The following is a 22552-nucleotide window of genomic DNA, read 5'->3' as shown; positions in this document are numbered from 1 at the left end:
CTAGGGAAGAAACTAGGGAAGAAACTAGGGAAGAAACTAGGGAAGAAACTAGGGAAGAAACTAGGGAAGAAACTAGGGAAGAAACTAGGGAAGAAACTAGGGAAGAAACTAGGGAAGAAACTAGGGACAAAGTCCTGGCCCTGATCGCAGCCGACCCAACCATCACCATGAACGAACTCGCAGAGCAGATCGGCATCACGCCGAAAGGGATTGAGTGGCAGATCCGGCGATTGAGAGAGGCTGGCCGGCTCAGACGGGTGGGTCCAACGAAAGGCGGCCGTTGGGAGATTATCGGAGACGAAGATGAGCACCGTCGGCGAGCGTGAGCGCCTCACGCAGGAGCGTGTCGTCGCCTACTTCCGTGACACCCTCAAGTACCGCTACCTCGGGAACCGGGAGTACCGTGACGGCAACAGCAACATCGAGGAGGCGCTGCTCGCCGACTGTCTCGCGCGCCAGGGCCATAGCAAGCAGATCTTCGACAAAGTACTCTATGAACTCAACAAAGCGAAGGCGGTCAGCGGGAGCAAGACCCTCTACGACGCCAACCGCGAGGTCTACGGGCTGCTCCGCTACGGCGTGAAGGTCCGGCCCGACGTCGGCGAGCAGCACGTCACCGTCTGGCTGATCGACTGGGAGAACCCCAAAAACAACAACTTCGCCGTCGCCGAGGAGGTCACCATCGCCGGCGAGAACAGCAAGCGCCCCGACATCGTGCTCTACGTCAACGGCATCGCTCTCGGGGTGCTGGAACTGAAACGGTCGATCGTCTCGGTATCCGAAGGCATCCGCCAAAACCTCGACAACCAGAAGAAGATCTTCATCCGCCCCTTCTTTTCCACCGTCCAGCTCGTGATGGCCGGCAGCGAGACCGAAGGGCTCCGCTACGGCGTGATCGAGACGCCGGAGAAGTACTACCTGCGGTGGAAAGAGGCCGACGCCCCGCCTGCCGCCGGAGAAAACCCGCTCCTCCGCGAACTCTTCCAGCTCTGCCGCAAAGATCGCCTGCTTGAGATCGTCCACGACTTCATCGTCTTCGATGCCGGGACCAAGAAGACCTGCCGGCACAACCAGTATTTCGGGGTCAAAGCGGCACAGGAGCGCGTGAAGCGGCGCGAGGGCGGGATCATCTGGCACACCCAGGGCAGCGGGAAGAGCCTGATCATGGTCTGGCTCGCCAAATGGATCCGCGAACACGTGCCGGCCGCCCGCGTCCTGCTCGTCACCGACCGCACCGAACTCGACGAGCAGATCGAGAAGGTCTTTTTAGGCGTCAGCGAGGACATCTACCGCACCCGGAGCGGCGCCGACCTCGTCCGCGTTCTCAACACCGACACCGAATGGCTGGTCTGCTCGCTCGTCCACAAGTTCGGCCGTGGCGACGACCTCAGCGACGCCGATCTTGAGACATACATCGAAGATATCAAAAGCCACCTGCCTAGAGGATTCTCCCCCAAAGGCGAGTTCTTCGTCTTCGTCGACGAATGCCACCGCACCCAGTCCGGCAAACTGCACCAGGCGATGAAGGCGCTCCTCCCCGGGGCGATGCTGATTGGGTTCACCGGCACCCCGCTGCTGAAACAGGACAAACAGAAGAGCATCGAAGTCTTCGGCCCCTACATCCACACCTACAAATACGACGAGGCCGTGAGTGACGGCGTTGTCCTGGACCTCCAGTACGAGGCCCGCGACATCGACCAGAACCTCATCTCGCAGGAGAAGATCGACCAGTGGTTCGAGATCAAGACCCGGGGCCTGACCGACGCCGCGAGAGCCCAACTCAAGAAGCGCTGGGGAACCATGCAGAAAGTGCTCAGCGCACAGGACCGGCTGGAGAAGATCGTCGCCGATATCCTGCTCGACATGGAACTGCGCGACCGGCTCAGAAGCGGCCGCGGAAACGCGCTCCTTGTCACCAGCAGCATCTACTCGGCCTGCCGGTTCTTCGAGATGTTCCAGAAGACCGACCTTGCGGGCAGATGTGCGATCATCACCTCCTACACACCGTCGCCTGCAGACATCAAGGGCGAAGAGACCGGCGAGGGGTTGACCGAGAGGCTGCGGCAGTACGACATCTACCGCAAGATGCTCGCCGAACACTTCGACGAACCGGAGGACACGGCGATGTACAAGGTCGAGCAGTTCGAGAAAGAGGTGAAGAAGCGGTTCATCAACGAGCCCGGGCAGATGAAACTCCTGATCGTTGTCGACAAACTCCTGACCGGCTTTGACGCCCCGCCCGCGACCTACCTCTACATCGACAAACAGATGCGCGATCACGGCCTCTTCCAGGCGATCTGCCGCGTGAACCGCCTTGATGGCGAGGACAAGGAGTACGGCTACATCATCGATTACAAAGATCTGTTCCGGTCGCTTGAGAAGTCGCTCAAGGATTACACCGGCGAAGCCTTCGGCGGCTTCGACAAAGAGGACGTCTCCGGACTGTTGAAAGACCGTCTGGAGAAAGGACGTGAGCGACTTGACGACGCCCTTGAGGCGATCAGAACGTTATGCGAACCTGTCGTTCCTCCCCGGGATACTCTTGCGTATCAGCATTTCTTCTGTGCAGCCGATACCACAGATCCCGGGGCACTCAAGGAGAACGAACGTAAGCGCGTCACCCTCTACAAACTGACCGCCGCACTCCTCCGGGCGTACGCAGGCCTCGCGAACGAGATGCTTGATGCCGGATATGCCGAAGCCGAGGCCGCAGAGATCAGGGCCGAGGTCACCCACTATGACAACGTCCGTAAAGAGGTCATGCTGGCAAGCGGCGACTATATCGACCTGAAACTCTACGAACCGGCCATGCGACATCTCCTCGACACCTACATCAGGGCCGAAGAAAGCGTGAAGATATCGGCATTCGACGATATGCCACTGGTACAGCTCCTCCTCGAACGCGGTGTCGATGCCGTTGAAACGCTCCCGCCCGGTATACGGCGTGATCGCGAAGCAGTTGCGGAGACCATCGAGAATAACGTCCGGAAGCTGATCATCGACGAGACGCCGATCAACCCGAAATATTACGAAAAGATGTCCGAACTGCTGGATGCGCTGATCAAAGAACGCCGGGCGCAGGCACTCGGGTACCTGGAATACTTAAAAAAGATCGTCGAACTGACAAAGCAGATCAAGCGCCCCGGTGATGGCGCACGGTATCCGAAGACCCTAAACAGCCCTGCAAAACAGGCTCTCTACGACAACCTCGGCGAGGATGAAGCGATCGCACTCGCGGTTCATGAAGTGGTAACCTTGACCAAACAGGACGACTGGGCGCACAACCCCATCAAGACGAAGATGGTCCGTATCGCCATCAAGAAGGTCGTTCAGGACGACGATAAACTCGACAAGATCCTTGAACTGGTCAAAAACCAGCAGGAGTACACCTGAATGCACCGGATCTCCGTGAATGGCATGCAGGTCGACGTGATCCGAAAGGACATCCGGAACCTGCATCTCGGGGTATACCCTCCTGAAGGCCGGGTCCGGGTGGCGGCGCCGTTATGCGTGGATGATGAAGCGGTGCGGCTGGCGGTGATCACAAAACTGCCGTGGATCAAACGGCAGCAGACCCGATTCAGGACCCAGGAACGCCAGAGCCCGCGAGAGTACACCTACCGCGAGACGCACTACTATCTCGGCAGACGCTATCTGCTAAACGTTATCGAGGATGCAGGCCCGTCCCGGGTTGAGGTTAACAAGGCAAGGATAGACCTCTACGTTCCGGTGGGAAGCGATGCCGCCAGACGCGAACAGGTCATGCTCAAATGGTATCGAAAGGAGCTCAAGGCCCTGATCCCACCACTGGTCGATACGTGGCAGGAGACGCTCGGGGTGACGGTAGACGACTGGGGAATTAAAAAGATGAAGACCAAATGGGGCAGTTGCAACACCGATGCCCGACGGATCTGGTTGAATCTGGAACTCGCGAAGAAACCGGTTCAGTGCCTCGAATATGTTGTCGTCCACGAGATGGTGCACCTGCTGGAGCGAAATCACACCGACCGGTTCAGGGAATTAATGGATCAGTTCATGCCACAGTGGCGACATTATCGAGATGTGCTAAATCAGGCACCGCTAAGCTACGAGACCTGGAGTTACTGAAAAGCGGCCCCGATACCTGACGATACCTGATTGAGCCTGTCGCCGAGGAAAGTCCGTTGACAGGGTTCCTCAACCGGCAGACCACACTCCCTCCGGTCGGCCGAGGCCCGCGCCTCCGGCGCTTCGCTCCGTTCCGCTCCACTTCGCGAGCCTCACCTCCCTCCAGTCGTGGCGTCTGCCTGATCTTCTCTTCCTGTCCGGGACCTCTGACGACCATGACCGGCTCGGAACTCGCCGGTCATCGTCTGCTGGAAGTGCTCGTCGCGCCGTGCTGCGGCACCGCGCTCCTCGCACGGAGGGGTGGCGCAAGGCCACCCCTCAAACGACCCCCACCACCCGGCGCTGTGCGTCTCCTCAACATACCTTCGGCACTCAACTTCCTGCCGGCCGACGACCGCACCGGAAGGAGGAACAGCCAGTCCGGCTCACCCCTCCGGGCACCCGCACAATCACCATCACCCCGGAGTCCTTATACGCCGGATACCGCTTCCACTTTCGCACCTTTCCCGGGTCGATCGCGAACCCCTCGATGTCTCCCGCGCTCATGCCGCCACCCCTGCGCCGCGCTCCAGAGGCCCGGCGGCCGGCCGGGTCCGATCGTTGTGGGTCACCCATGTCCCACAAACATTTTTGTGGGTCGCATATTGCGTTTTGTGACCTACGAACTCTGTTGTGGATCGTATATGGCCCACAACCCATTCCCATATAGCCTGTAGGTATCCTGATACCCACAAAATATTTTGTTGGTATTGGATCGGGGTTTGGATACCTACAAAAAGATTTGTCAGTATCAGAATACTCACAACCGGTTCCCCTCTGTGATAGCAATCAGACGCGAAAAGGCGTAGATGTTTGGTTTACTCCCTTTACCTCGCTGCAACAACTGGATAACGTCATTCTCCTCCAGTTCCCTGAGGATTTTTGCCCCACTCTCCCTCTGGATACCTGAATCACGGATGAAGAGCGACGTACTGAAGATCGTATGGGAGAAGATCGCATCGATCGCCTGGATAGAATACTGCGAATGGGTAATCTCGGGGACAACCTGCTTCATTTCGTTATAAAGGGAGATGATGTCAAGCGCTCTCCTTCCGTTCTCATCTGCTTGTTCGCAGATAGCACGCAAGAAGAACGCAATCCAGCCGTCCCAGTCACCATCTTCCGATACGGCTCTCAATCGTGCATAATATACCTCTCGATGTCTCTCAAGGTACGCACTGATATAGAACATCGGTGTGGAGATAACCCCCTTGGAGAAGAGCGTCAAAGGGACGAGCATTCTCCCAATCCGACCATTGCCGTCACGGAAAGGATGAATCAATTCAAACTGCGCCTTGAGAATGGCCACCTGCACCAGAGCATCCTTCTCCTTGCTGTGCAGGTAGTTTTCCCAGTTGGTGAGGGCATCCCACACCATCGGTGGTGCTGGCGGCACAAACGTTGCCTCCTCTATACTCCTCCCATATGGCGCGATATAGTTCTGGATTCTCCTGATCTCTCCGGGCTCCTTATCCTGACCCCGTACACTGAAAAGCAGCGTCCGGTGGAGTTCTCGAATCGTATTGATACAGAGAGGCCGCTCACCCATCAACCCCACTGCAGTCATCATTGCCTTACGATAATTCAGGATCTCCTGAATATCATCTCTCTTGGTCTGCGAAATCTCCTCTTTTGGGTCGGCCTCGTAGTGCAACACGTCCTCAAGAGAGGCCTGTGTCCCCTCGATACGGGACGACACTACTGCCTCTTGAGTCATAATCGGCGCGAGGAGCACTCGTGGATTGACAACGCTCCGCAAAATGCCATCGTACCGTGCGATCTTTCGGTTTGCCTCACCAATAGAGGGGATATGCGACACCCAGTCAATCCTATCCAGCGGCAGGGTCTCCGGCTCATACGGATGGACGCTCACTCCATCATCTCCCTCACCATACCAAGGATCTCCACCTCAAGGCTCTTAATCTCCGCCTCGATCTCCTCGAGCGGCCGGGGCGGCGTGTAGGTGTAGAAGTAACGGTTGAAGTTGATCTCGTAGCCAACCTTCCCGACCTGGCCGTCTTTTGGGTCCGTCACCGACTCGTTGATCCAGGCATCCGGAACGTGGGGCAGCACCTCACGCTCGAAGTACTCGTAGACGGACTCCGCGAGCGGGACGTTCTCGGTGTCGCGGAGCGCGGGATCGGCCTCCGGCATGCCTTTCGCGTCGAGGCAGGCGGGCGCCGTCTCGTCGCGCTCGGAGAGCGCCGAGAGGATCGCCTTCTTCACCGCAGTATCGAGTTTCACGCCGCGTTTCTTGAACCCGGCGGTCAGAACTTTCTCGAACTTCTGCCGGTCGATATACACCTCATCGCCAGCCATCTCGCGGAGCACGGAGAGCACCAGGTCCTGCTGCCGCCTCCCCTCGGCGACCTCGGCAGCCCCGGCGTTGCCTTTCTTCTTGCTCGCGGAAAGCCTCTCAAACGCACCCTCACCGCTCAGGCGTTCGATCCGCTCCGGGGATATCCGGAAATTGAGGCGGAGCGGCCGCTCGACGGTGATCTTCCGGTACCCGAACTCCGTGGCATCAAAGATCTTCACGATCTTCGACTCCTCAAAGGTCTGGAAGAGCCCCGTGATCTCCCGGATCTGCTCATCCGCGATCTCGTGGCGCTTGTCCCCGAGACTCTTGCGCATCTTCACGTAGCAATTGGTCGCATCGATGAGCTGCACCTTCCCCTTCCGCCGTTCCTCCTTCCGGTTCGAGAGCACCCAGATGTAGGTGCTGATCCCGGTGTTGTAGAAGAGCTGGCCCGGCAGCGCCACGATCGCCTCAAGCCAGTCGTTCTCCAGGACCCAGCGCCGGATCTCGCTCTCACCCGAACCAGCATCGCCGGTAAAGAGCGGCGAACCGTTCATGACGATCGCGATCCTGCTCCCGCCGTCCTCCGTCGCCTTGCGCTTGGCGAGCATGTGCTGCAGGAAGAGGAGTTGCCCGTCGCTGATCCGGGGGAGGCCCGCCTCGAACCGTCCAGCCGTTCCGCGCTCAAACTCGGCCTTGATGAAGTCTTCCTCCTTCTTCCAGGACTTCCCGTAGGGCGGGTTGCAGATCATGTAGTCGAACTTCATCCCCGGATGTCCGTCTCTTGAGAACGAGGAGTCGGGCTTGATATTGTCCGCATCACGGTCGTCGCCCTTGATCAGCATATCGCTCTTGCAGACTGCGTAAGTCTCGTCGTTCGTCTCCTGTCCGAAGAGCCGGATATCAGCGTTCGGGTTGATCTCGGAGATAATGTGCTCCTTGGTGACCGAGAGCATCCCTCCAGTCCCGCAGGCCGGATCGAGGACCGTCTTGATGATATGGTTGTGGGCGAGCATATCCGCGTCGCCCGCGAGCATGAGGTTCACCATCAGTTTGATCACCTCACGGGGCGTGAAGTGTTCACCGGGATTCTCGTTGTTCTGTTCGTTGAACTTCCGGATGAGTTCCTCAAAGATGTAGCCCATCTGGTGGCTGCTCACGCGGTCGGGGTGAAGGTTCACCGTATCGGAGGCAAACTTCTGGATGAGCAGATAGAGCGATCCTTTCTCATGCAGGGCCTGGATGGAGTTGCGGATCTTGAACCGGTCCAGGATATCCCTGACGTTCTCGGAGAAGCCGTTGATGTAGTCGATCAGATTCTTATGGATATTCGCCGGGTCGTCGAGGAGGCGTTTGAAATCATATTTTGAAACATTGTAAAAGGCGTAGCCGGATTCGTGTTTGAGAACACCGTCAAGGTTCTGGATCTCGTCTTTTAATTCAGTGTATTTTTTCAGCACATTCTCTTTGGTCGGCGCGAGCACACAGTCGATGCGGGCGAGGACTGTGAACGGCAGGATCACATCGGGATATTTCGAGCGCTTAAAATCGTCGCGAAGGACATCATCTGCGACCGTCCATATAAAACTGGTGATGTGCTGGAAATCTGCCATATAACTATTCGATGGCGAGAAAGTGTATTAAGAGTGATTATTTGCGATCGCATGGGTTCCTAACCGACGGATCCGCCGGCCATCTCGTCTGCTATAAACGATTCAAACCCCGACCCCGCCGGCCGCCCCTGTACCAAAAAAGATTGAATCTCCTGCACCACGAACAGATCCCGCCCCCCTCACTCCCCGGCGGTACCCCGCTTCCCGCAGACCTGCACCACCTTCTCCGGCTCGTACCGCAGCGCAACCTCGCTCGTCCTCCCGCCGGCCTGCACCCGGATCAGATCAACCAAGCGCAGCGAGTCAAGCTTTCGCAGTTGCCGGGAGAAGACCGTGTAGCCGACCTTCGGCGTCTCCTCGACCCGGCCGTAGATCGCGCCGGAGACCAGCGGGCCTGATTGTTCCTGCGACAACTCAGCGATCCGCCGGAGCAGCAGCCGCTCGTCTGCGGAGAGCGCCCGGACGGTGCAGGCGAGATGGATGTGCTTCGCCTGCTCATAGGCGGCCGTGATATCCTCCTCGATGACCTCGGTGCGGGCGGCGCACTCCGCGTTCAGCACCGCCCGCTTCACCAGGTCCAGTCCCACCCGCACGTCGCCCGACTCCATCGTCTGCTCAACGATGCGGTCCAGCATCGGTGCCGAGAAGGCGCCGGGATAGAGCCCGACCCGGATCCGCTCCTGGAGGATGCCCCGGATCTCCCCGGCGTCGTAGGGCGGGAAGTAGATATCGGAGGGGCGGAACGGCGAAAGGACCCACCTGCTCAGGTCGCTCGCGAGGTCTATGTCCATGTCGCTCACCGTCGCAAAGACCGCGGCCCGGGCGCCGGGATAGTCCTGGTGCAGCCGGAGCAGGGAGTTGACGACATCGCCGAGGGTGTTGTTGTAGTGGAGCAGGTTTGCGTCGTCCAGGCAGACGATCAGGCTTATCTCTCGCCGCTGCAGGGCGCCGCCGATCGCGTCCATCACCGACTTGATCGAGATCCCGGTCCGCGCCGGAGCGTGGCCGACGATCGCTGCGTAAATCCGGGAGAAGACCATGTACTTCGTCCGGTCGTTCTGGCAGTTCACGTAGACCGGCAGGATCTTCTTTGTGATCTGCTCGAGTTCGGCAAAGATCCGGAGCACGCTGGTCGTCTTCCCGGTCCCGGGCAGACCCCTGCAGATGGCGGAGAGAGCCCGCCCGCCTTCGAGTGCGGGGCGGACCTGGTAGGCAAGGTCGTTGAGCTGGCTTTCGCGGTAGTTGAAGAGCTCTGGAACATAGTCGATCTCGAAGACATCGATACTCCGAAAGAGTGTCTGGTCGGACATGAGGAGTCGCTTTCTCATACAGGGATCGTCGAGAGACCGTTACTTAAGCGGCGGCCGTGCGCATAGTGAAAGTGAAAAAGGGATTATGCCGGGAGGACTTCTGCGCTCATACTGCCGTTGTTGGGTCCAACAGAGGCATTGTTTGCGAGAGTTCAATGTGGCTGATCATCCGCCGAGCACCCGCACAATCACCGCCACCACCCCGCCGACGACCCCGCCCGCCCCGGTGCCGATCGTGGAAACTCTTCGTTCCTCCCCGGCCTTCTCGGCTCGCCAGCCCTCCAGCGCCCGGATCCGGGCCTCGAACTCCTCGTCCTGCGCCTCCATCCGCGCGAGCGCCCGGCAGATCCACTTCACGTCCCGGTTCGTCTCGTAAAACCGAGCTCCCGGGTGGTCTTCTCCTCGGTCATCCTGGTAACCCTCCCGGAGAACAGTAGGACGGGGAAGAGAAAAAGCCTGATCGTAACGGTTATCAAAGGAGAAATCGCGACTTATCGTTGAGGAGAATCCAAAACGGGACGTTATTCTGCGCCTTCAGCGCCAGGGAGTGTAGTGAGGAGCCTCACGACCTCCTCCCTGAGTGCGGGGATATCGTGGTCCACGACCACCCAGATCTCGTCAGGGTCCACGCGGAAGTATGCGTGAACCAGGATGTTCCGAAGGCCGATTACCTGTTTCCAGGGAACGTCGGGAGAAGCGGTTCGCAGGTCAAAAGGAAGGCGTGCGGCTGCTTCCCCGATGATCTGAAGGTGGTGAAGCATCCAGACCTGCACCAGCTCGTCCTGCAAAAACGCCTCCCTGCCCTGGACTGCATACCGCTCGATCTCTTCGATCGCTTCCAGAATGTCGAGGAGCCGCTCGTTCCCGTCCCTCATAACGGCACTGCCTCTTTGAGGACCCTCTTTTTGTATCGTTCCTTGAGCGCTGTCTCCGTCACCACGTCCACCCGGCACCCGAGAGCCTCCTCCAGATCCTGGATGAGCGCGATATGATCGAGGAGGCTCCTGCCCGGCTCCAGGTCCACCAGGAGATCCAGGTCGCTCTCCGGCCCCGCCTCGCCGCGGGCGACCGACCCGAAGACCCGCAGGTTCGTGGCCCCGTGCCGTCCGGCTATTGCGAGAATCCTGGAACGCTTCTCCCGGATCAGATCCCGCGTGACGGACATGGCTGTTCAATCAGTCTTATCGAAGGTTGGAGATATAAATTTGCCCCCTGGCAACTGCGTCATCAAAAAAGCGCCTGTATGGCAGCCCTCACGACAGAAACAGTCGCCCGGCACTCCCCGATAAAGTCAGACTGATACCCTTACGAGCCAACCCTATAATCGTCTGTCACATTCCCGGGAAGCCTGGCAGGCATGGAGAACCAACCATGGCAGACTTTGTGCCGACTACCGTGAACAGAACGGCGGTCCGGGACCTCGCCGTCCCGATCGCCAGCGTAACGTCGTTTAACACCCTCGTCCAGTCCGTCATCGACGACAACCCCTTCGGGTGCGTCGGGTATACGACCAAAGGCGGCGAGACCGTCGATGGAGTCGTCCGGAACCGCGAGCACTACACCGCGAAGGTGAACTTCCTCGACGGTGAGGGCAAGCGCGTCGGGACCGTCTCGCTCCAGTCCCCGACGATCGCCGCGTTCAACGCGAACGCCGCCGAGGTCATGGACAACGCGGCCCTCGCGGCCGCGATGGGCGGCGAGGCCGTCCGGAACGGCCCGGGAGAGACCTACTACGCGCAGCTCAAGTGCCACGACCCCTCGGGTGACGACTACTACGTCACCTTCACCCGGAAGACCGTCCGGCTCTCGTCCTACCAGGACGAAGCGATCCGGGGCAAGGTCGAGACCTGGGCCGACACCGTCGGGACGCTGGAGTGAAGAGGGGGAAACCCCTCTCTCCAGAGGCTGAGGAAGATATCTGAGAAGACAGAGAGGCTATTCTCTCCGATTGATAACCGCTCATTGAGCGCATGATCTCCTATGACAATTGGGGCACAGTACCGGTTCGTCCCCACGGGTATGGGGAGCGCGGGCGCCCCCCTCAGACACTCCCACCAAACGCCGCCTGGCCGACAACGTAGCAGAGCCCGGCCACGATCGCCGCCGCCGGGATGGTCAGGACCCACGCGGCGACGATCTCGCGGACCACGCCCCACTTGACCGCCGAGTAGCCGCGGGTTGCGCCGACACCCATGATCGCGCCGGTCGTCGCATGGGTCGTCGAGACGGAGATACCGAAGATCGTCATCAGCGAGAGGACGCCGCCGGCAGTGGCCGATGCCGAAAATCCCTGGTAGGGCCGGATCTTCGTAATCCGGTTGGCCATCTTGTCGATGACCCGCCAGCCCCCGAGGAGCGTCCCGACCGACATGGCGAGCGAAGAGGCCAGTATGACCCAGAGCGGGACCGAGAACTCGGCAATCAGCCCGCCGGCAAGGAGCATGGCGGTGATGATGCCCATCGCGTTCTGGGCATCGTTCGCGCCGTGGCCGATCGCCTGAAACGACCCCGAGAAGATCTGGAGGTTCCGAAAAAGGCCTGAGAGGCGCCGCGGATGATAGTTGCGGAAGACATTGACGACGAGGGTGCTGAGGGCGAACGCCACGATGAACCCGAGCATCGGGGAGACGACGATGAAGATCAGGATCCCGAGGATGCCGCTGATCTTCAAAAATCCGGTTGCCATGGCGAGCGGGATGACCGCCGTCACCCCGATGAGTCCGCCGAGGAGGAGGTTCCACGGCTTGAAGTCACCCCGATGATACGCAACCACACCCGTGACGACCGCACCGAGGACCGCGCCGGTGAGCCCGTAGAAGAGGACCTGCTCGACCATATCAAGCGACGGCCAGAGCACCGCCCCCGTCCCCGCCGCAGCGATTCCCGTGCCGAGGAGGCCCCCGATCAGGGCGTGGCTGCTCGATACCGGGATCCCGAGGAACGATGTCACGAGGACCCAGAGGACCGCACCGACCAGGGCCACCAGGATCAGCGTCGGCGTAAGGAAGGAGGGGTCGACGATCCCTCTTCCAATGGTTGCTGCAATTGCCGTAGTGAAGAGGAGAGGGCCGAGGAGGTTGAAGACCCCCGCGAGGAGGACCGCCTGCAGGGGGGTCAGGGCTTTTGTCGCGATGATGGTGGCGATCGAGTTGGCGGCATCGTTCAAGCCGTTTGCAAAATTAAAGAGGAGGGCTAGAAGAATGCCGAGGATGACGATCGGGTCCATAGCGCTCAGGAATGTCTGATGGCTATGTCGCTCAAGACGTTGGCGACGTCTTCACACTTGTCGGTCGCCATCTCCAGGTTCTCGTAGATGTCCTTGAGCTTGATGATGGTGATCGCATCCTTCGTCTTGAAGATGTCCATGATGGCATGGCCGAGGACGTTGTCCGCGATGTTCTCCAGGCGGTTCACCTCGATGCATCGCTCTTCGATCAGGCCCGGGTCCTTGATCGACCGTATGCCGGTGACGGCCTTCTCGATCTCGACGACGCTGAGCTGGATCAACTTTGCCAGCTGGACCATCGAGTCGTCGGTCTCGGTGATGCCGTAACTGTACATCTGCTGTGCGGTGCCGTCGATGTAGTCGAGGATGTCGTCCAGCGCTGAAGCGAGGCGGGAGATCTCTTCGGGCTCAAGCGGCGTGATGAACGTCCGGTTCAGCTGCTCGTAGATCTGGTGTGTGATGTCGTCTCCCCGGTGCTCGAGCTGTTTCACCTGACGGCACTTCTCTTTCACGTTCTCGAAATTTTCGACGAAGTCGACGAGGAGATCGGCTGCGGCGACGACTGTCCCGGCCATCTCGTCAAAAAGGTCGAAGAATGCCTTGTCCTGGGGGACTACCCACTCCTTAATGCCCACGATGATCGCTATAAGTTTCTCCCATCAGGGGCTATATACCGATCGGTCATGCTGCCCGGAAAGGGCGGAGGGAGACGGCAAAATGGGGAGAGAATAAGTGCAAGGTCGCCGGGTGAGCGCATAAACCGGCTGTCGGGAGCGGCCCGCCCGGCGGTATGCCGGCGCGATACGGTGCAGGGCGACTCCCGCCCCGTGCCTCACTCCGAGACCTTCACGAGGTTGCTACGGATGAACTCGATGTCCGCGTCCTTTGCCGCGATCTCGAAGAGCATAGTCCCGTAACCGGGGCAGGGCTTCGTAAACGGCAGCAGAACCTTCTTCTTCCGGAGCTGGAGGCCGACGAGCATGGGCTCTTTTAAGAGCACCCGGATGTCCTTGAAGACGAACTCGGGGGTCATCTCGTAGTATTCTTTGCTGTGTTTTCGCACGTATTCATTCACCTGTTCGGGTGTCACGTCCTTGAGGAGCACCAGTCCACCCAGGTTGTTTACGCAGCGCGACGCCATCTATAAATTATTCGCATTTGAACGAATAAATCTTTGCGTGACCCCCGGCCCCGGAGGATTGCGCCGATCCGCTCGCAAGAACGGCCGCCCTTTGCCGGTGGGGAAAGGTTATCTTCTGCCGGGCCGATACCCCGGTATGAAGCCGTATGGAATGCCGGCCCGCTCGCCCCGGACCGGTCTCTTCCTTCTGGTGGCCTTCTCTGCCCTCCTCATCATGCCCTGCTCCGTCTCGGGCGCGACGCCCCCGCCGCTCCCTTCTCTTGCGCTCTCGATATCGAACGCCACCCTCTCCGGGGACGAAGACCTTGTTGTCTCCGCCGCCTGGAGCAGGGACGCGAGTTTCTACCGCCCCCCGCGAAGCATCGACGTGCTGATCTACAGCGTCTCTTCCGGATCGCTCGTTGCAGGCTACACCATCCCCGGCGACGATCCTACGGCCGCCGACGATACCGCCCGGCATTTCCGCGGGACGGTGCCCTCCTCGGAGTTGCCGGAGGGGAGACTCCTGCTCGTCGTCACCGACCCGGTCTCCGGCGCCGAAGCCCGCGCCCTGATCGACGTCACCGAACCGGGTCCGGATTACCCCGCCGCCCAGGCGAAGCGATACGCCGAGACCGCCTTCTTCGCGGTTGCGGGGGTCCTGCTGGCCGTCCTCGTTGCTGCTCTCGCCCTGCTCTTGCGGCACCCGTGAGCCCGTATCGCGACGACGTTGCACCACCGGTTCACTTAATGTCTGCAAGCAACCAACTATTCATCAAGTGAACCGCGAACCGGCAGTAAAAAAAGTTCTCTACTGGTGCGACGAGTGCAACGTCCCCCTCATCGGGCGCACCTGCTCCTGCAAGACGAGGGTCCGGGAGATCGAGCTCCTGCAGCCGCACGACGTCCGCCCGGCCCTCGCAGCGGATACGGCCCTCATACAGCGTCTTCTTACCGAACGGTTCGGCGATGTCCCCCTGCCCCGGGTCGTGCTCCTGAACAAGACCGGCGGCGCCGACCGGGCCGACCTCGTGATCGTCCACGGCGACCGGTTCGGCTGGCTCGCGTTCGACCCGGTCACCCGGAAGTTCAGCCTCGATATCGCCCCCGAAGCGCTCCCGTACATCCTGGGGCACGCAACGCGGGGCATCATCGACCTCGATGCCGAGCCCGCGGTGCGCGCGCATAAGGGCCGCGTCGGCGGGAAACGGTTCGCCCTCGCAACCGCCGTTCCCGATGGAACGGCCATCGTCGCCTATAAGAACCGGTTCGGGACCGGCGTCGTCAAGGACGGCCAGGTCCGGGTGAAAGAACTCGTCTCCGTCACCCCCCGCACCCGGCCCGACCCGGGCTGGGACGTGGTGATCGAGAGGAACCGCTACCACTTAAAGAACCTTGAGCGCAACGCCGTCCGCACCATCAAAAAGCATATGAACGACCGGCCGTGCGCGAACGTCTCGTTCTCCGGCGGCAAGGACAGCACCGCCGTCCTCCACCTCGCCCGCAAGGCAGGGGTGGAGAAGGCGTTCTTCATCGATACCGGGATCGAACTCCCCGAGACGGTGGAGTTCGTGGCGTCGCAGGGCGTCGAGATCGTCCGGAAGGGCGGCGATTTCTTCCAGGCGGTCGAGAAGGCAGGGCCGCCGGGGAAGGACCACCGTTGGTGCTGCAAACTCCTGAAACTCCACCCCTTGAAGATCTACCTCGCCGATACCGGCGCCTGCGTCACCATCCAGGGGAACCGTTGGTACGAGTCCTGGAACCGGGCCGACCTCGACGAGACGAGCCAGAACCCGGCAAATCCCCTGCAGTTGAACATCTCGCCGATCCGGAACTGGCGGGCGCTCGAGGTCTTCCTTTACCTCTGGTGGCAGGAGGTTCCCATGAACCCGCTCTACGAGAAGGGTCTTGAGCGGATAGGCTGCTACCTCTGCCCGGCGGCGCTCGAGAGCGAGTACGAGGGGCTCCGGGAGATGCACCCCGACCTGACGGATCGCTGGGACGAGTTCCTTGTCCGTTGGGCGGAGAAGAACGGGTTGCCGGACGCCTACCACCAGTGGGGGCTCTGGCGGTGGCGGGCGCTGCCCCCGAAGATGCGCGAGGTCTGCCGGGAGCGAGGGATCGCCGTGAACGCGGACTTCACCCTGAAGGAGGGCCCGGTGAAGAAGGAGGCCCGGGCGGCAAGCATGAAGAGTATGGATACCCAGAAGCCGGCACCGCCGGCAGAGATCGAGTCCGTCCCGGACGAGATCAGGAAGGACTTCCCGATCCTCGGCGACATCATCTATCTCGACAACGCAGCGACGACCTTCTCGCCGGAGCCGGTGGTTGAGGCGGCGGTCGAGTTCGAGCACCGCTACCGGGCGAACGTCGGCCGTGGCGTCCACCGCCTGACCCGGATCGCGACGCAGCGCTACTGGCACGCCCACGAGAAGGTGGCCCGGTTCATCGGCGGGGAGGCGGGGGTAACGGTCTTCACGAAGAACGCCACGGACGCGATCAACATGGTCGCGCAGGGCCTCTCCTGGAAGCCGGGCGACCGCGTGGTGACCACCATCCTCGAACACCACTCAAACTTCCTCCCCTGGTGGGCGCTTGCGAAACAGGGGGTCGCGCTCGACGTGGTCGGGATCGATGCCGACTACGCGCTCGACCTTGCCGCGTTCGAGGAGAGCCTTGCCGGCGGCGGCGTCCGGCTCGTCAGCGTCACCCACGCTTCAAACGTCCTCGGCGTGACGACGCCGGTCCCCGAGATAGCCCGGCTCTGCCGGGAGCACGACGCGCTCCTCCTCGTGGACGGGGCGCAGACGCTGCCGCACATGCCGGTGAACGTCGCGGAACTCGGCTGCGACTTCCTCTGCTTTGCGGGGCACAAGATGTTCGGGCCGATGGGGACGGGGGTGCTCTGGATGCGCGAGGCGCTCCTTGAGCCGCCGGTCCTCGGCGGGGGGATGGTCGCGAGCGTGACCGCCGAAGGCTACGTCCCCGCGGAGGGCTACCAGCGCTACGAGGCCGGGACGCCGAACGTCGGCGGCGGGATCGCGCTCGGCGTCGCCGTGGACTACCTCTCGGCGGTCGGGATGGAGCGGATCCACCAACATGAGGAACGCCTGACCGCCCGGCTGATCGCGGGGCTCTCCGGGATCGACGGGGTCACGGTCTATGCCGGAAAGAAGTCCGGGGCCCGGATAGGCGTCGTTTCGTTCACCATCGACGGCGTCCACCCGCAGGAGGCCGCGCAGATGCTCGACGAGGATGCAGAGATCCTGGTGCGGTCGGGGCACCACTGCTGCCAGCCGCTGATGGAGCACCTGAACCTCCCGGAAGGGACGGTGCGGGCGAGCATGGCGGCCTTCACGACGGAGCACGAGATCGACCTCCTGGTTGCGGCCGTCGACGAGATCAGCCGGGGACGGTGAAGGGTAACCCCCACCCCGCCCGGATCTCGGCGTCTGGTTTTGAGTCTTCATACCCCCGGCCTGCTTCCTGCTCTTTAGTTTCTGCCTTCAAAGTCTCCCGAAGGTCTTAATCCCCGGAGAAGAACCTTAAACGGCTTTCCACTGGCTATCACCACGCACTGCCCCCGCCCCTCGCGGGCGGGGGAGGAGCGCGAAGCGCGGGCGGGGTGGGGGCTGCACCCTCCTCCCCGTCGGCCTCACCCCCAATGGCGCTATCCCCGCCCTGAGAGAAAGGGGGGAACCGAAGGCTAACATCCAGGGCTTGATAAGCCATCAGGCCCCGGGTAAAAACGTGAGCACCGGAGTTACGAACCCCTTCACCCCTCCATCCCCTCTATCCTCTCCGGATGCGTATACACCGCCATCTCCGGCGTCCCCGCGGCCCCGACGATACAGAGTTCGGTCTCCTCCGCAACCTCCACGGCAAGCGCGGTCGGGGCGCCGGTGGAGGCGAGCAACGGGATGTTTGCCATGAGGCACTTCCTGACCATCTCGGAGGTGACCGTGCCGGTGCAGACCGCAACCGTCCGGGAGAGGTCGAGACGGTCAAGGAGCCCCCTCCCGATCACGCGGTCAAGGGCGTTGTGCCGGTCGAGATCTTCTGCGCGGGCGACGACACGGCCTTCCGATGCAAGAACAACCGAATCGAGCGGGCCGGTGAGGGCGGCAGCGGCGGCCTCGATCTCGGGCACGGCAACCACGATACCTGACTCGATCGCGGGCAGTTTCTGGGTGTCGATGTAGGAGACCGCCCCCCCGCAGCCGGAGAGGATGGTCTTTTTTACGCTGACCCGCTTGAAGATGTTCTTCGTGATGACGCTGATCCGGTTCTCCTCGATCCTGATCGACTCGATCTCGTCAGCGCTCCGGATGATCTCCTCGGTGTAGAGATAGCCGGTGATGAAATCCTCAAAACCGCCGGGGCTCAGGATGACGGTCGTCAGGTGCCGGCCGTTGACGAAGATCGCAACCGGTTTCTCTTCGGCGGCGTCGTGGGTGACGCTCCCCCCACCGATACGGATACAGGCAATTTTCTTGAACATGTTTCCTCACTTCAGGATACCTGCGGCGTCCCGGATCATGCCGGGCGTTACCCGGCAGAACCGATCCTGGTACAAGAGATGCACGGGAGAGGACTATATCATACCGGTCTTATGGCCCTACACACTGCCGGACGAACTCTTCGGGCATCGAGGTGCGCCGTGCGGTCTCTTCGACCGAGAGCCCGCTCCGAAGAAGCCTCTTCACCACGCTCTCCATGGGCTCGCCGACCTCGACGATGTGCAGATCGGGATCATACAGCCTGATCACCCGCTGCCCCCAGGGCTGCTCGATCATGCCGTGCACGTACTTCACGGAGTCCATCCCGTTGAGCCTTTCGAGAAAGGCATCCAGGTCGTCCTCTTCGAAGTAGAGTTCGGCGTTGTTCGATCCCCGGATGATATCGTCTGCGTCGACGCCGATCAGATCGGCAAAATGCGACCGGAGGTGGATCGCAAAACCGCCCTCGAACGCTACGTTCTCACCGAGATCGTAGCCGACCTTCTGGCCGAGTACCTCTTCGTAGAAGGCTCTGGATATCCCGATGTCGTGAACAACAATAAGCGGACCTGCAAATCGCATACAGGGTTTCGTAAGAATTCGAGGTAGTTATGCCTTTTGTTCGGCTGCTCCCCTGCTCTCCGAACGTTCTACACAAGAGAGGTTATTACGGCTGCCCGGCGGCGCGGGGAGATGACAGGGGAATCCTCCACGCCGCCGGGTATTGCCAGACACACCTTCTGCGCCCCGGCACGGGCGCATCGAGGTTTTTATGGAACTCAAGTATTGCTCCGGTCGAACGCCCGGGCCCCGGCAGGCTCCGGGCATAGCCCGGAACCTGCCATGATACGGGGTTATTTGAATACGTCGAAGATCTGGTCGCTGCCGGTTGCGAAGAGCCGCTGGCGTTCCGCCTGCTCCTCGACGAGCGCGAGGACCGGGAGATCCATGTTCACACCCGGGGTGTGGCCGAACATCTTCTCCATATCCGTCTGCAGGGCGTGCATGTAGAGCGAGTTCGCGATCTCCATCGGGCAGTTCTCCTCGCACTGGCCGCAGTTGACACAGGAGTCTGCCACGTGAGCGTAGCGGATCAGGTGGAACATGAACGGCACGGGGAGCACACCCGGCGCTACCAGGTAGGGCTTCTTCGTGCTGCACTCGACACAGTAGCAGATCGGGCAGTTCTCGATGCAGGCGTAGCACTTGGTGCACCGGCTCGAGTCCTCCATGATCGTCTGGAGACGCTCCTTGCCTTCGCCGAGCCCCTCGAAGTAGCGCGCCCGCCACTTGTCGCCGAGTTTCAGCATCGAGTTCTCGACCTTGCCGCGGATCTCGATACCTTTCGGGTTCGCGGCCTCGGTGGCGATCGCCCCGGACCTGACAGCCGCATCAAGGAGGTTTGCGCCCTTCTCGGAGCAGACCTCGACGAACGTGGCCTTGCCGGCCTTATCGCCAATGACGCCCCAGTTTCCGCAGGCGAGGTCCGCCTGGCGGGGGATCTTCATCTTGCACCGGCGGCAGTTGCCGCGGCGGCCGAAGCCCGCCTCCTCGAGTTCGTCCATCGAGATGCCCTTGTGCTCGCCATCCTTCGTGACGATGATGAACTGACCCTTGTCGATCTCTTCCTTGACGACGTCGTTCGGGTCGACCCCGAACTTCTCGGTGATCATCTTCCGGGCGGTCACCGGGCTGACCGATCCGCCGCAGTTGACGCCGATCATCAGGAGGTTGTCCAGGTTGATCTGGTTGCGCTTCGCGAGTTCGTAGATACCCATCGCGTCGCAACCCTTCACCGTCACGGCAAGGCGCGTGTCCTCGGCACCGTCCAGGTACTTCTTGATCAGTTTCGAGAGCAGAAGCGTTCCGCAGTGGAGCGAGCCTGCCGTCTGTCCGATCTCCGCGGGGTCGGTGATGATCGTGGGAACCGCGTCGTAGAGGTCCACGCCCTTCTTCACCGCCAGCACGGCGTCGACGATGTTGTTCTCGAGGGCGTACTTAAGGAGCCCGGTCACCGCACCGCCGCATTCCGCCACTTTGGCGAGGTCGGCGTTCGTCGTCCAGGCGTATACCATATCTCCCTTTGCTGCCATTTACTGCACCCCCGTGATCTTCTCGACGGCAACAGCACTGTGCTTCAACTCCGGCATCTTGGAGAGCGGGTCGAGAGCGGTGTTCGTCAGCTGGTTTACAGACCCGACTCCGCCGAAGTGCATCGTCATCATCAGCACGCCGGGTGCGACTTCGTCGGTCACCCGGGCAAGAGCCTCTGCCTGCCCGCGCCTGCCCTTGAGCCGGATCTTCTCACCGTTCTGGATGCTCAGCCGTGCTGCATCTTCGTTGTTGATCTGCACGTAGGCTTCCGGCACCTCCTGGTGGAGGATCTTCGCCCGGCCGGTCTGGGTCCGGGTGTGGTAGTGGAAGATCAGACGTCCGGTCATCAGGGTGAACGGATACTCGGCGTCGGCGACCTCCGCGGGCGGCCGGTGCTCGATACCGAAGAAGTGTCCGAGACCATCGGCCGACGAGAACTTCTCGCGGTGCAGGATCGGCGTTCCGGGGTGCTCGAGGGTCGGGCAGGGCCAGTGGACGGACTCGGGCTTCTCCATCCTCTCGTAGGAGATACCGGCCATCGACGGGGTGACCCGGCGCATGTCGTTCCAGATATCCTCGGGCGAGTTGAAGTCGAACCCGTTGAGATTGAGTTTGTGGGCGAGGTCGACGAAGATCTGCCAGTCTTCCTTCGCGTCTCCGGGGGTATCGACGGCCTTCCTGATACGGTTGACACGCCGCTCGCCGCTGGTGAACGTCCCGTCCTTCTCGGCGAAAGATGCGCCGGGCAGGATAACGTCGGCGTATTTCGCCGTCTCGGTCATGAAGAGGTCCTGCACGACCAGGAAGTCGAGCTTCTCAAGCGACCGCATGACGTGGTTCGAGTCGGGGTAGGAGACGACCGGGTTCAGCGCGAAGATGTACATCGCCTTGATCGGGTCGCCGCACTGGGTGATCTGTTCGGTCAGGGTCACGCCGTAGTTGCTGGCAAGCCCGGTGACGCCCCAGAGTTCTTCCATGCGCTTCCGGGTGGCGTCATCCTCGCACTTCTGGTAGCCGGAGAAGACGTTCGGGTACGCACCCATGTCGCAGGCGCCCTGGACGTTGTTCTGGCCACGGAGCGGGTTGACACCGACACCGGGTCTCCCGACGTTGCCGGTGAGCATCGCGAGGTTTCCGAGCGACCGGACGTTGTCCGTGCCGGTGGAAAGTTCCGTGATGCCGAGACAGTAGATGATCACCGCGTTATCTGCGGTGGCGTAGGCCCGCGCGATCTCCTTGACCCGCTCGGTCGGCACACCGGTGATCGACTCGACCTCGGCGTAGTTCTCCACGGTCTTCTTCAGTTCGTCGAACCCGCTCGTCCTCTTCTCGATGAACTCCTTGTCGTGGAGGTTCTCCTGGATGATCCAGTACATGATCGAGTTGATCAGGGCGATGTTCGTCGAGGGGTTGTAGCGGACGTACTCGTCGGCCAGACGCGCCGTGGGCGTGTAGCGCGGGTCGCAGACGATGACCTTCTTGCCGGCCTTCTTCGCCTGGAGGACCCGGCGTGCTGCGAGCGGGTGCGCCTCGACGCTGTTCGCGCCGATCATGAAGATGACGTCGGCGTTCTTGACGTCCTCGAAGGGGTTCGTCGCGGCGCCGGAGCCGAACGAGAGCGAGAGCCCCGCGACGGACGGCCCGTGGCAGATACGCGCGCAGTTGTCGATGTTGTTGGTCTTGAAGGCGACGCGCGCGAGTTTCTGCATGATGTAGCACTCTTCGTTCGGAGTCCGGCACGAGACCTGGAAGCCGAGGGCGTCCGGCCCGTACTTGTCGCTGATCTCCGTGAACTTCGAGGCGATGAGATCATAAGCCTCGTCCCAGGAAGCCTCGACGAACTCGCCGTTCTTCTTGATGAGGGGCTTTGTCAGACGGTCGGGGCTCTGGACGAACTCCCAGCAGGTTGCTCCCTTGGGGCAGAGTTTGCCCTCGTTGATCGGGCTCCTCTTGTAGGGTTCGACACCCACGAGTTTGCCATCGTTCACCACAAGGTTGAGTCCGCACCCTACGCCGCAGTAGGGGCAGGTTGTGGGAACGTAACGTAATTTGCCATTAATGTCAGCCATGTGAATTCTCCCGATAGTTGCATTCAACGTCGGTTTTGCCATGCATGTCCAGATGATCCGGGCATGTTAATAGTGGCTTTACTCTACTAAGTAGTATATAAATTTAAACTTACTCTTTTAACTTCGGCCGGCTTTTTATGCTATATAGTTGATCGCTTCCTCGACATATTTTTTGT

Annotated in this window: 20 protein-coding genes; 6 read left to right on the top strand and 14 right to left on the bottom strand. The window is 60.9% G+C overall.

Annotated features, from left to right (window positions below; all coding sequences use genetic code 11):
* The 3 genes from FKB36_RS12920 to FKB36_RS12910 form a co-directional block, all read left to right on the top strand.
* A partial coding sequence (locus FKB36_RS12920; RefSeq protein WP_261598506.1) for a winged helix-turn-helix domain-containing protein occupies positions 1 to 326 on the top strand: 326 nt, incomplete at its 5' end.
* Positions 304 to 3393, top strand: coding sequence for a type I restriction endonuclease subunit R (locus tag FKB36_RS12915; RefSeq protein WP_261598505.1), 3090 nt, complete (start codon positions 304 to 306; stop codon positions 3391 to 3393). The genes FKB36_RS12920 and FKB36_RS12915, both read left to right, overlap by 23 nt.
* Positions 3394 to 4107, top strand: coding sequence for a M48 family metallopeptidase (locus tag FKB36_RS12910; RefSeq protein ID WP_261598504.1), 714 nt, complete (start codon positions 3394 to 3396; stop codon positions 4105 to 4107).
* A gap of 372 nt (positions 4108 to 4479) precedes the next feature.
* Here the strand turns inward: FKB36_RS12910 and FKB36_RS12905 are convergent, their stop codons facing one another.
* The 7 genes from FKB36_RS12905 to FKB36_RS12875 form a co-directional block, all read right to left on the bottom strand.
* Positions 4480 to 4653 carry a hypothetical protein gene (locus FKB36_RS12905; RefSeq protein ID WP_261598503.1) on the bottom strand — a complete coding sequence of 58 codons (174 nt, stop codon included), beginning with the start codon at positions 4651 to 4653 and terminating at the stop codon, positions 4480 to 4482.
* Positions 4654 to 4906: 253 nt separating this feature from the next.
* Positions 4907 to 6019 carry a Fic family protein gene (locus tag FKB36_RS12900; protein ID WP_261598502.1) on the bottom strand — a complete coding sequence of 371 codons (1113 nt, stop codon included), beginning with the start codon at positions 6017 to 6019 and terminating at the stop codon, positions 4907 to 4909.
* Complete coding sequence (locus FKB36_RS12895) at positions 6016 to 8058, bottom strand: type I restriction-modification system subunit M (RefSeq protein ID WP_261598501.1); 2043 nt, start codon at positions 8056 to 8058, stop codon at positions 6016 to 6018. Before FKB36_RS12895 ends, FKB36_RS12900 begins: the two co-directional genes overlap by 4 nt.
* A 179-nt stretch (positions 8059 to 8237) precedes the next feature.
* Complete coding sequence (locus FKB36_RS12890) at positions 8238 to 9386, bottom strand: ORC1-type DNA replication protein (protein ID WP_261598500.1); 1149 nt, start codon at positions 9384 to 9386, stop codon at positions 8238 to 8240.
* Positions 9387 to 9533: 147 nt separating this feature from the next.
* Entirely contained in the window at positions 9534 to 9725 is a 192-nt protein-coding gene (locus FKB36_RS12885; RefSeq protein WP_315901841.1) for a hypothetical protein, read from the bottom strand.
* Between the two features lie 164 nt (positions 9726 to 9889).
* A complete protein-coding gene (locus tag FKB36_RS12880) occupies positions 9890 to 10243 on the bottom strand; it encodes a HepT-like ribonuclease domain-containing protein (protein ID WP_261598499.1) in 354 nt (117 codons plus the stop codon).
* Positions 10240 to 10533: a nucleotidyltransferase family protein gene (locus FKB36_RS12875; RefSeq protein WP_261598498.1), complete on the bottom strand. Its 294-nt coding sequence runs from the start codon at positions 10531 to 10533 to the stop codon at positions 10240 to 10242. The genes FKB36_RS12880 and FKB36_RS12875 overlap by 4 nt, the downstream gene beginning before the upstream one ends.
* Before the next feature lie 206 nt (positions 10534 to 10739).
* Between FKB36_RS12875 and FKB36_RS12870 the strand changes: the two genes are divergently transcribed.
* Positions 10740 to 11246 (top strand): hypothetical protein, encoded by a 507-nt coding sequence (locus FKB36_RS12870; protein ID WP_261598497.1) that lies wholly within the window; start codon positions 10740 to 10742, stop codon positions 11244 to 11246.
* 163 nt (positions 11247 to 11409) lie between these two features.
* On the opposite strand, the gene FKB36_RS12865 is transcribed toward FKB36_RS12870, so the two are convergent.
* From FKB36_RS12865 to FKB36_RS12855, 3 genes are all read right to left on the bottom strand, one after another.
* Complete coding sequence (locus tag FKB36_RS12865) at positions 11410 to 12594, bottom strand: inorganic phosphate transporter (RefSeq protein WP_261598496.1); 1185 nt, start codon at positions 12592 to 12594, stop codon at positions 11410 to 11412.
* Between the two features lie 5 nt (positions 12595 to 12599).
* On the bottom strand, positions 12600 to 13229 hold the full coding sequence (locus FKB36_RS12860; RefSeq protein WP_261598495.1) for a DUF47 domain-containing protein: 630 nt from the start codon (positions 13227 to 13229) through the stop codon (positions 12600 to 12602).
* Between the two features lie 197 nt (positions 13230 to 13426).
* Positions 13427 to 13735, bottom strand: coding sequence for a DUF1894 domain-containing protein (locus tag FKB36_RS12855; protein WP_261598494.1), 309 nt, complete (start codon positions 13733 to 13735; stop codon positions 13427 to 13429).
* Positions 13736 to 13871: 136 nt separating this feature from the next.
* Here FKB36_RS12855 and FKB36_RS12850 point away from each other — a divergent pair, with 136 nt between their 5' ends.
* A complete protein-coding gene (locus FKB36_RS12850; RefSeq protein WP_261598493.1) occupies positions 13872 to 14426 on the top strand; it encodes a hypothetical protein in 555 nt (184 codons plus the stop codon).
* A gap of 67 nt (positions 14427 to 14493) precedes the next feature.
* Positions 14494 to 17133: an aminotransferase class V-fold PLP-dependent enzyme gene (locus tag FKB36_RS12845; protein WP_261598492.1), complete on the top strand. Its 2640-nt coding sequence runs from the start codon at positions 14494 to 14496 to the stop codon at positions 17131 to 17133.
* Positions 17134 to 17489: 356 nt separating this feature from the next.
* On the opposite strand, the gene FKB36_RS12840 is transcribed toward FKB36_RS12845, so the two are convergent.
* The 4 genes from FKB36_RS12840 to fdhF form a co-directional block, all read right to left on the bottom strand.
* Positions 17490 to 18215: a formate dehydrogenase accessory sulfurtransferase FdhD gene (locus FKB36_RS12840; protein WP_261598491.1), complete on the bottom strand. Its 726-nt coding sequence runs from the start codon at positions 18213 to 18215 to the stop codon at positions 17490 to 17492.
* Between the two features lie 109 nt (positions 18216 to 18324).
* On the bottom strand, positions 18325 to 18795 hold the full coding sequence (locus tag FKB36_RS12835; RefSeq protein ID WP_261598490.1) for a VOC family protein: 471 nt from the start codon (positions 18793 to 18795) through the stop codon (positions 18325 to 18327).
* A gap of 272 nt (positions 18796 to 19067) precedes the next feature.
* The gene (locus FKB36_RS12830; RefSeq protein WP_261598489.1) at positions 19068 to 20306 is read right to left on the bottom strand and encodes a Coenzyme F420 hydrogenase/dehydrogenase, beta subunit C-terminal domain; all 1239 of its coding nucleotides are present in this window, start codon (positions 20304 to 20306) and stop codon (positions 19068 to 19070) included.
* Complete coding sequence (gene fdhF, locus FKB36_RS12825; protein ID WP_261598488.1) at positions 20307 to 22376, bottom strand: formate dehydrogenase subunit alpha; 2070 nt, start codon at positions 22374 to 22376, stop codon at positions 20307 to 20309. It abuts the gene before it with no gap.
* Positions 22377 to 22552 lie beyond the last annotated feature (176 nt).

It is taken from the genome of Methanoculleus formosensis (genome assembly GCF_025384765.1).
Classification (GTDB): domain Archaea; phylum Halobacteriota; class Methanomicrobia; order Methanomicrobiales; family Methanoculleaceae; genus Methanoculleus; species Methanoculleus formosensis.
This window is presented reverse-complemented; position numbering and strand designations above follow the sequence as displayed.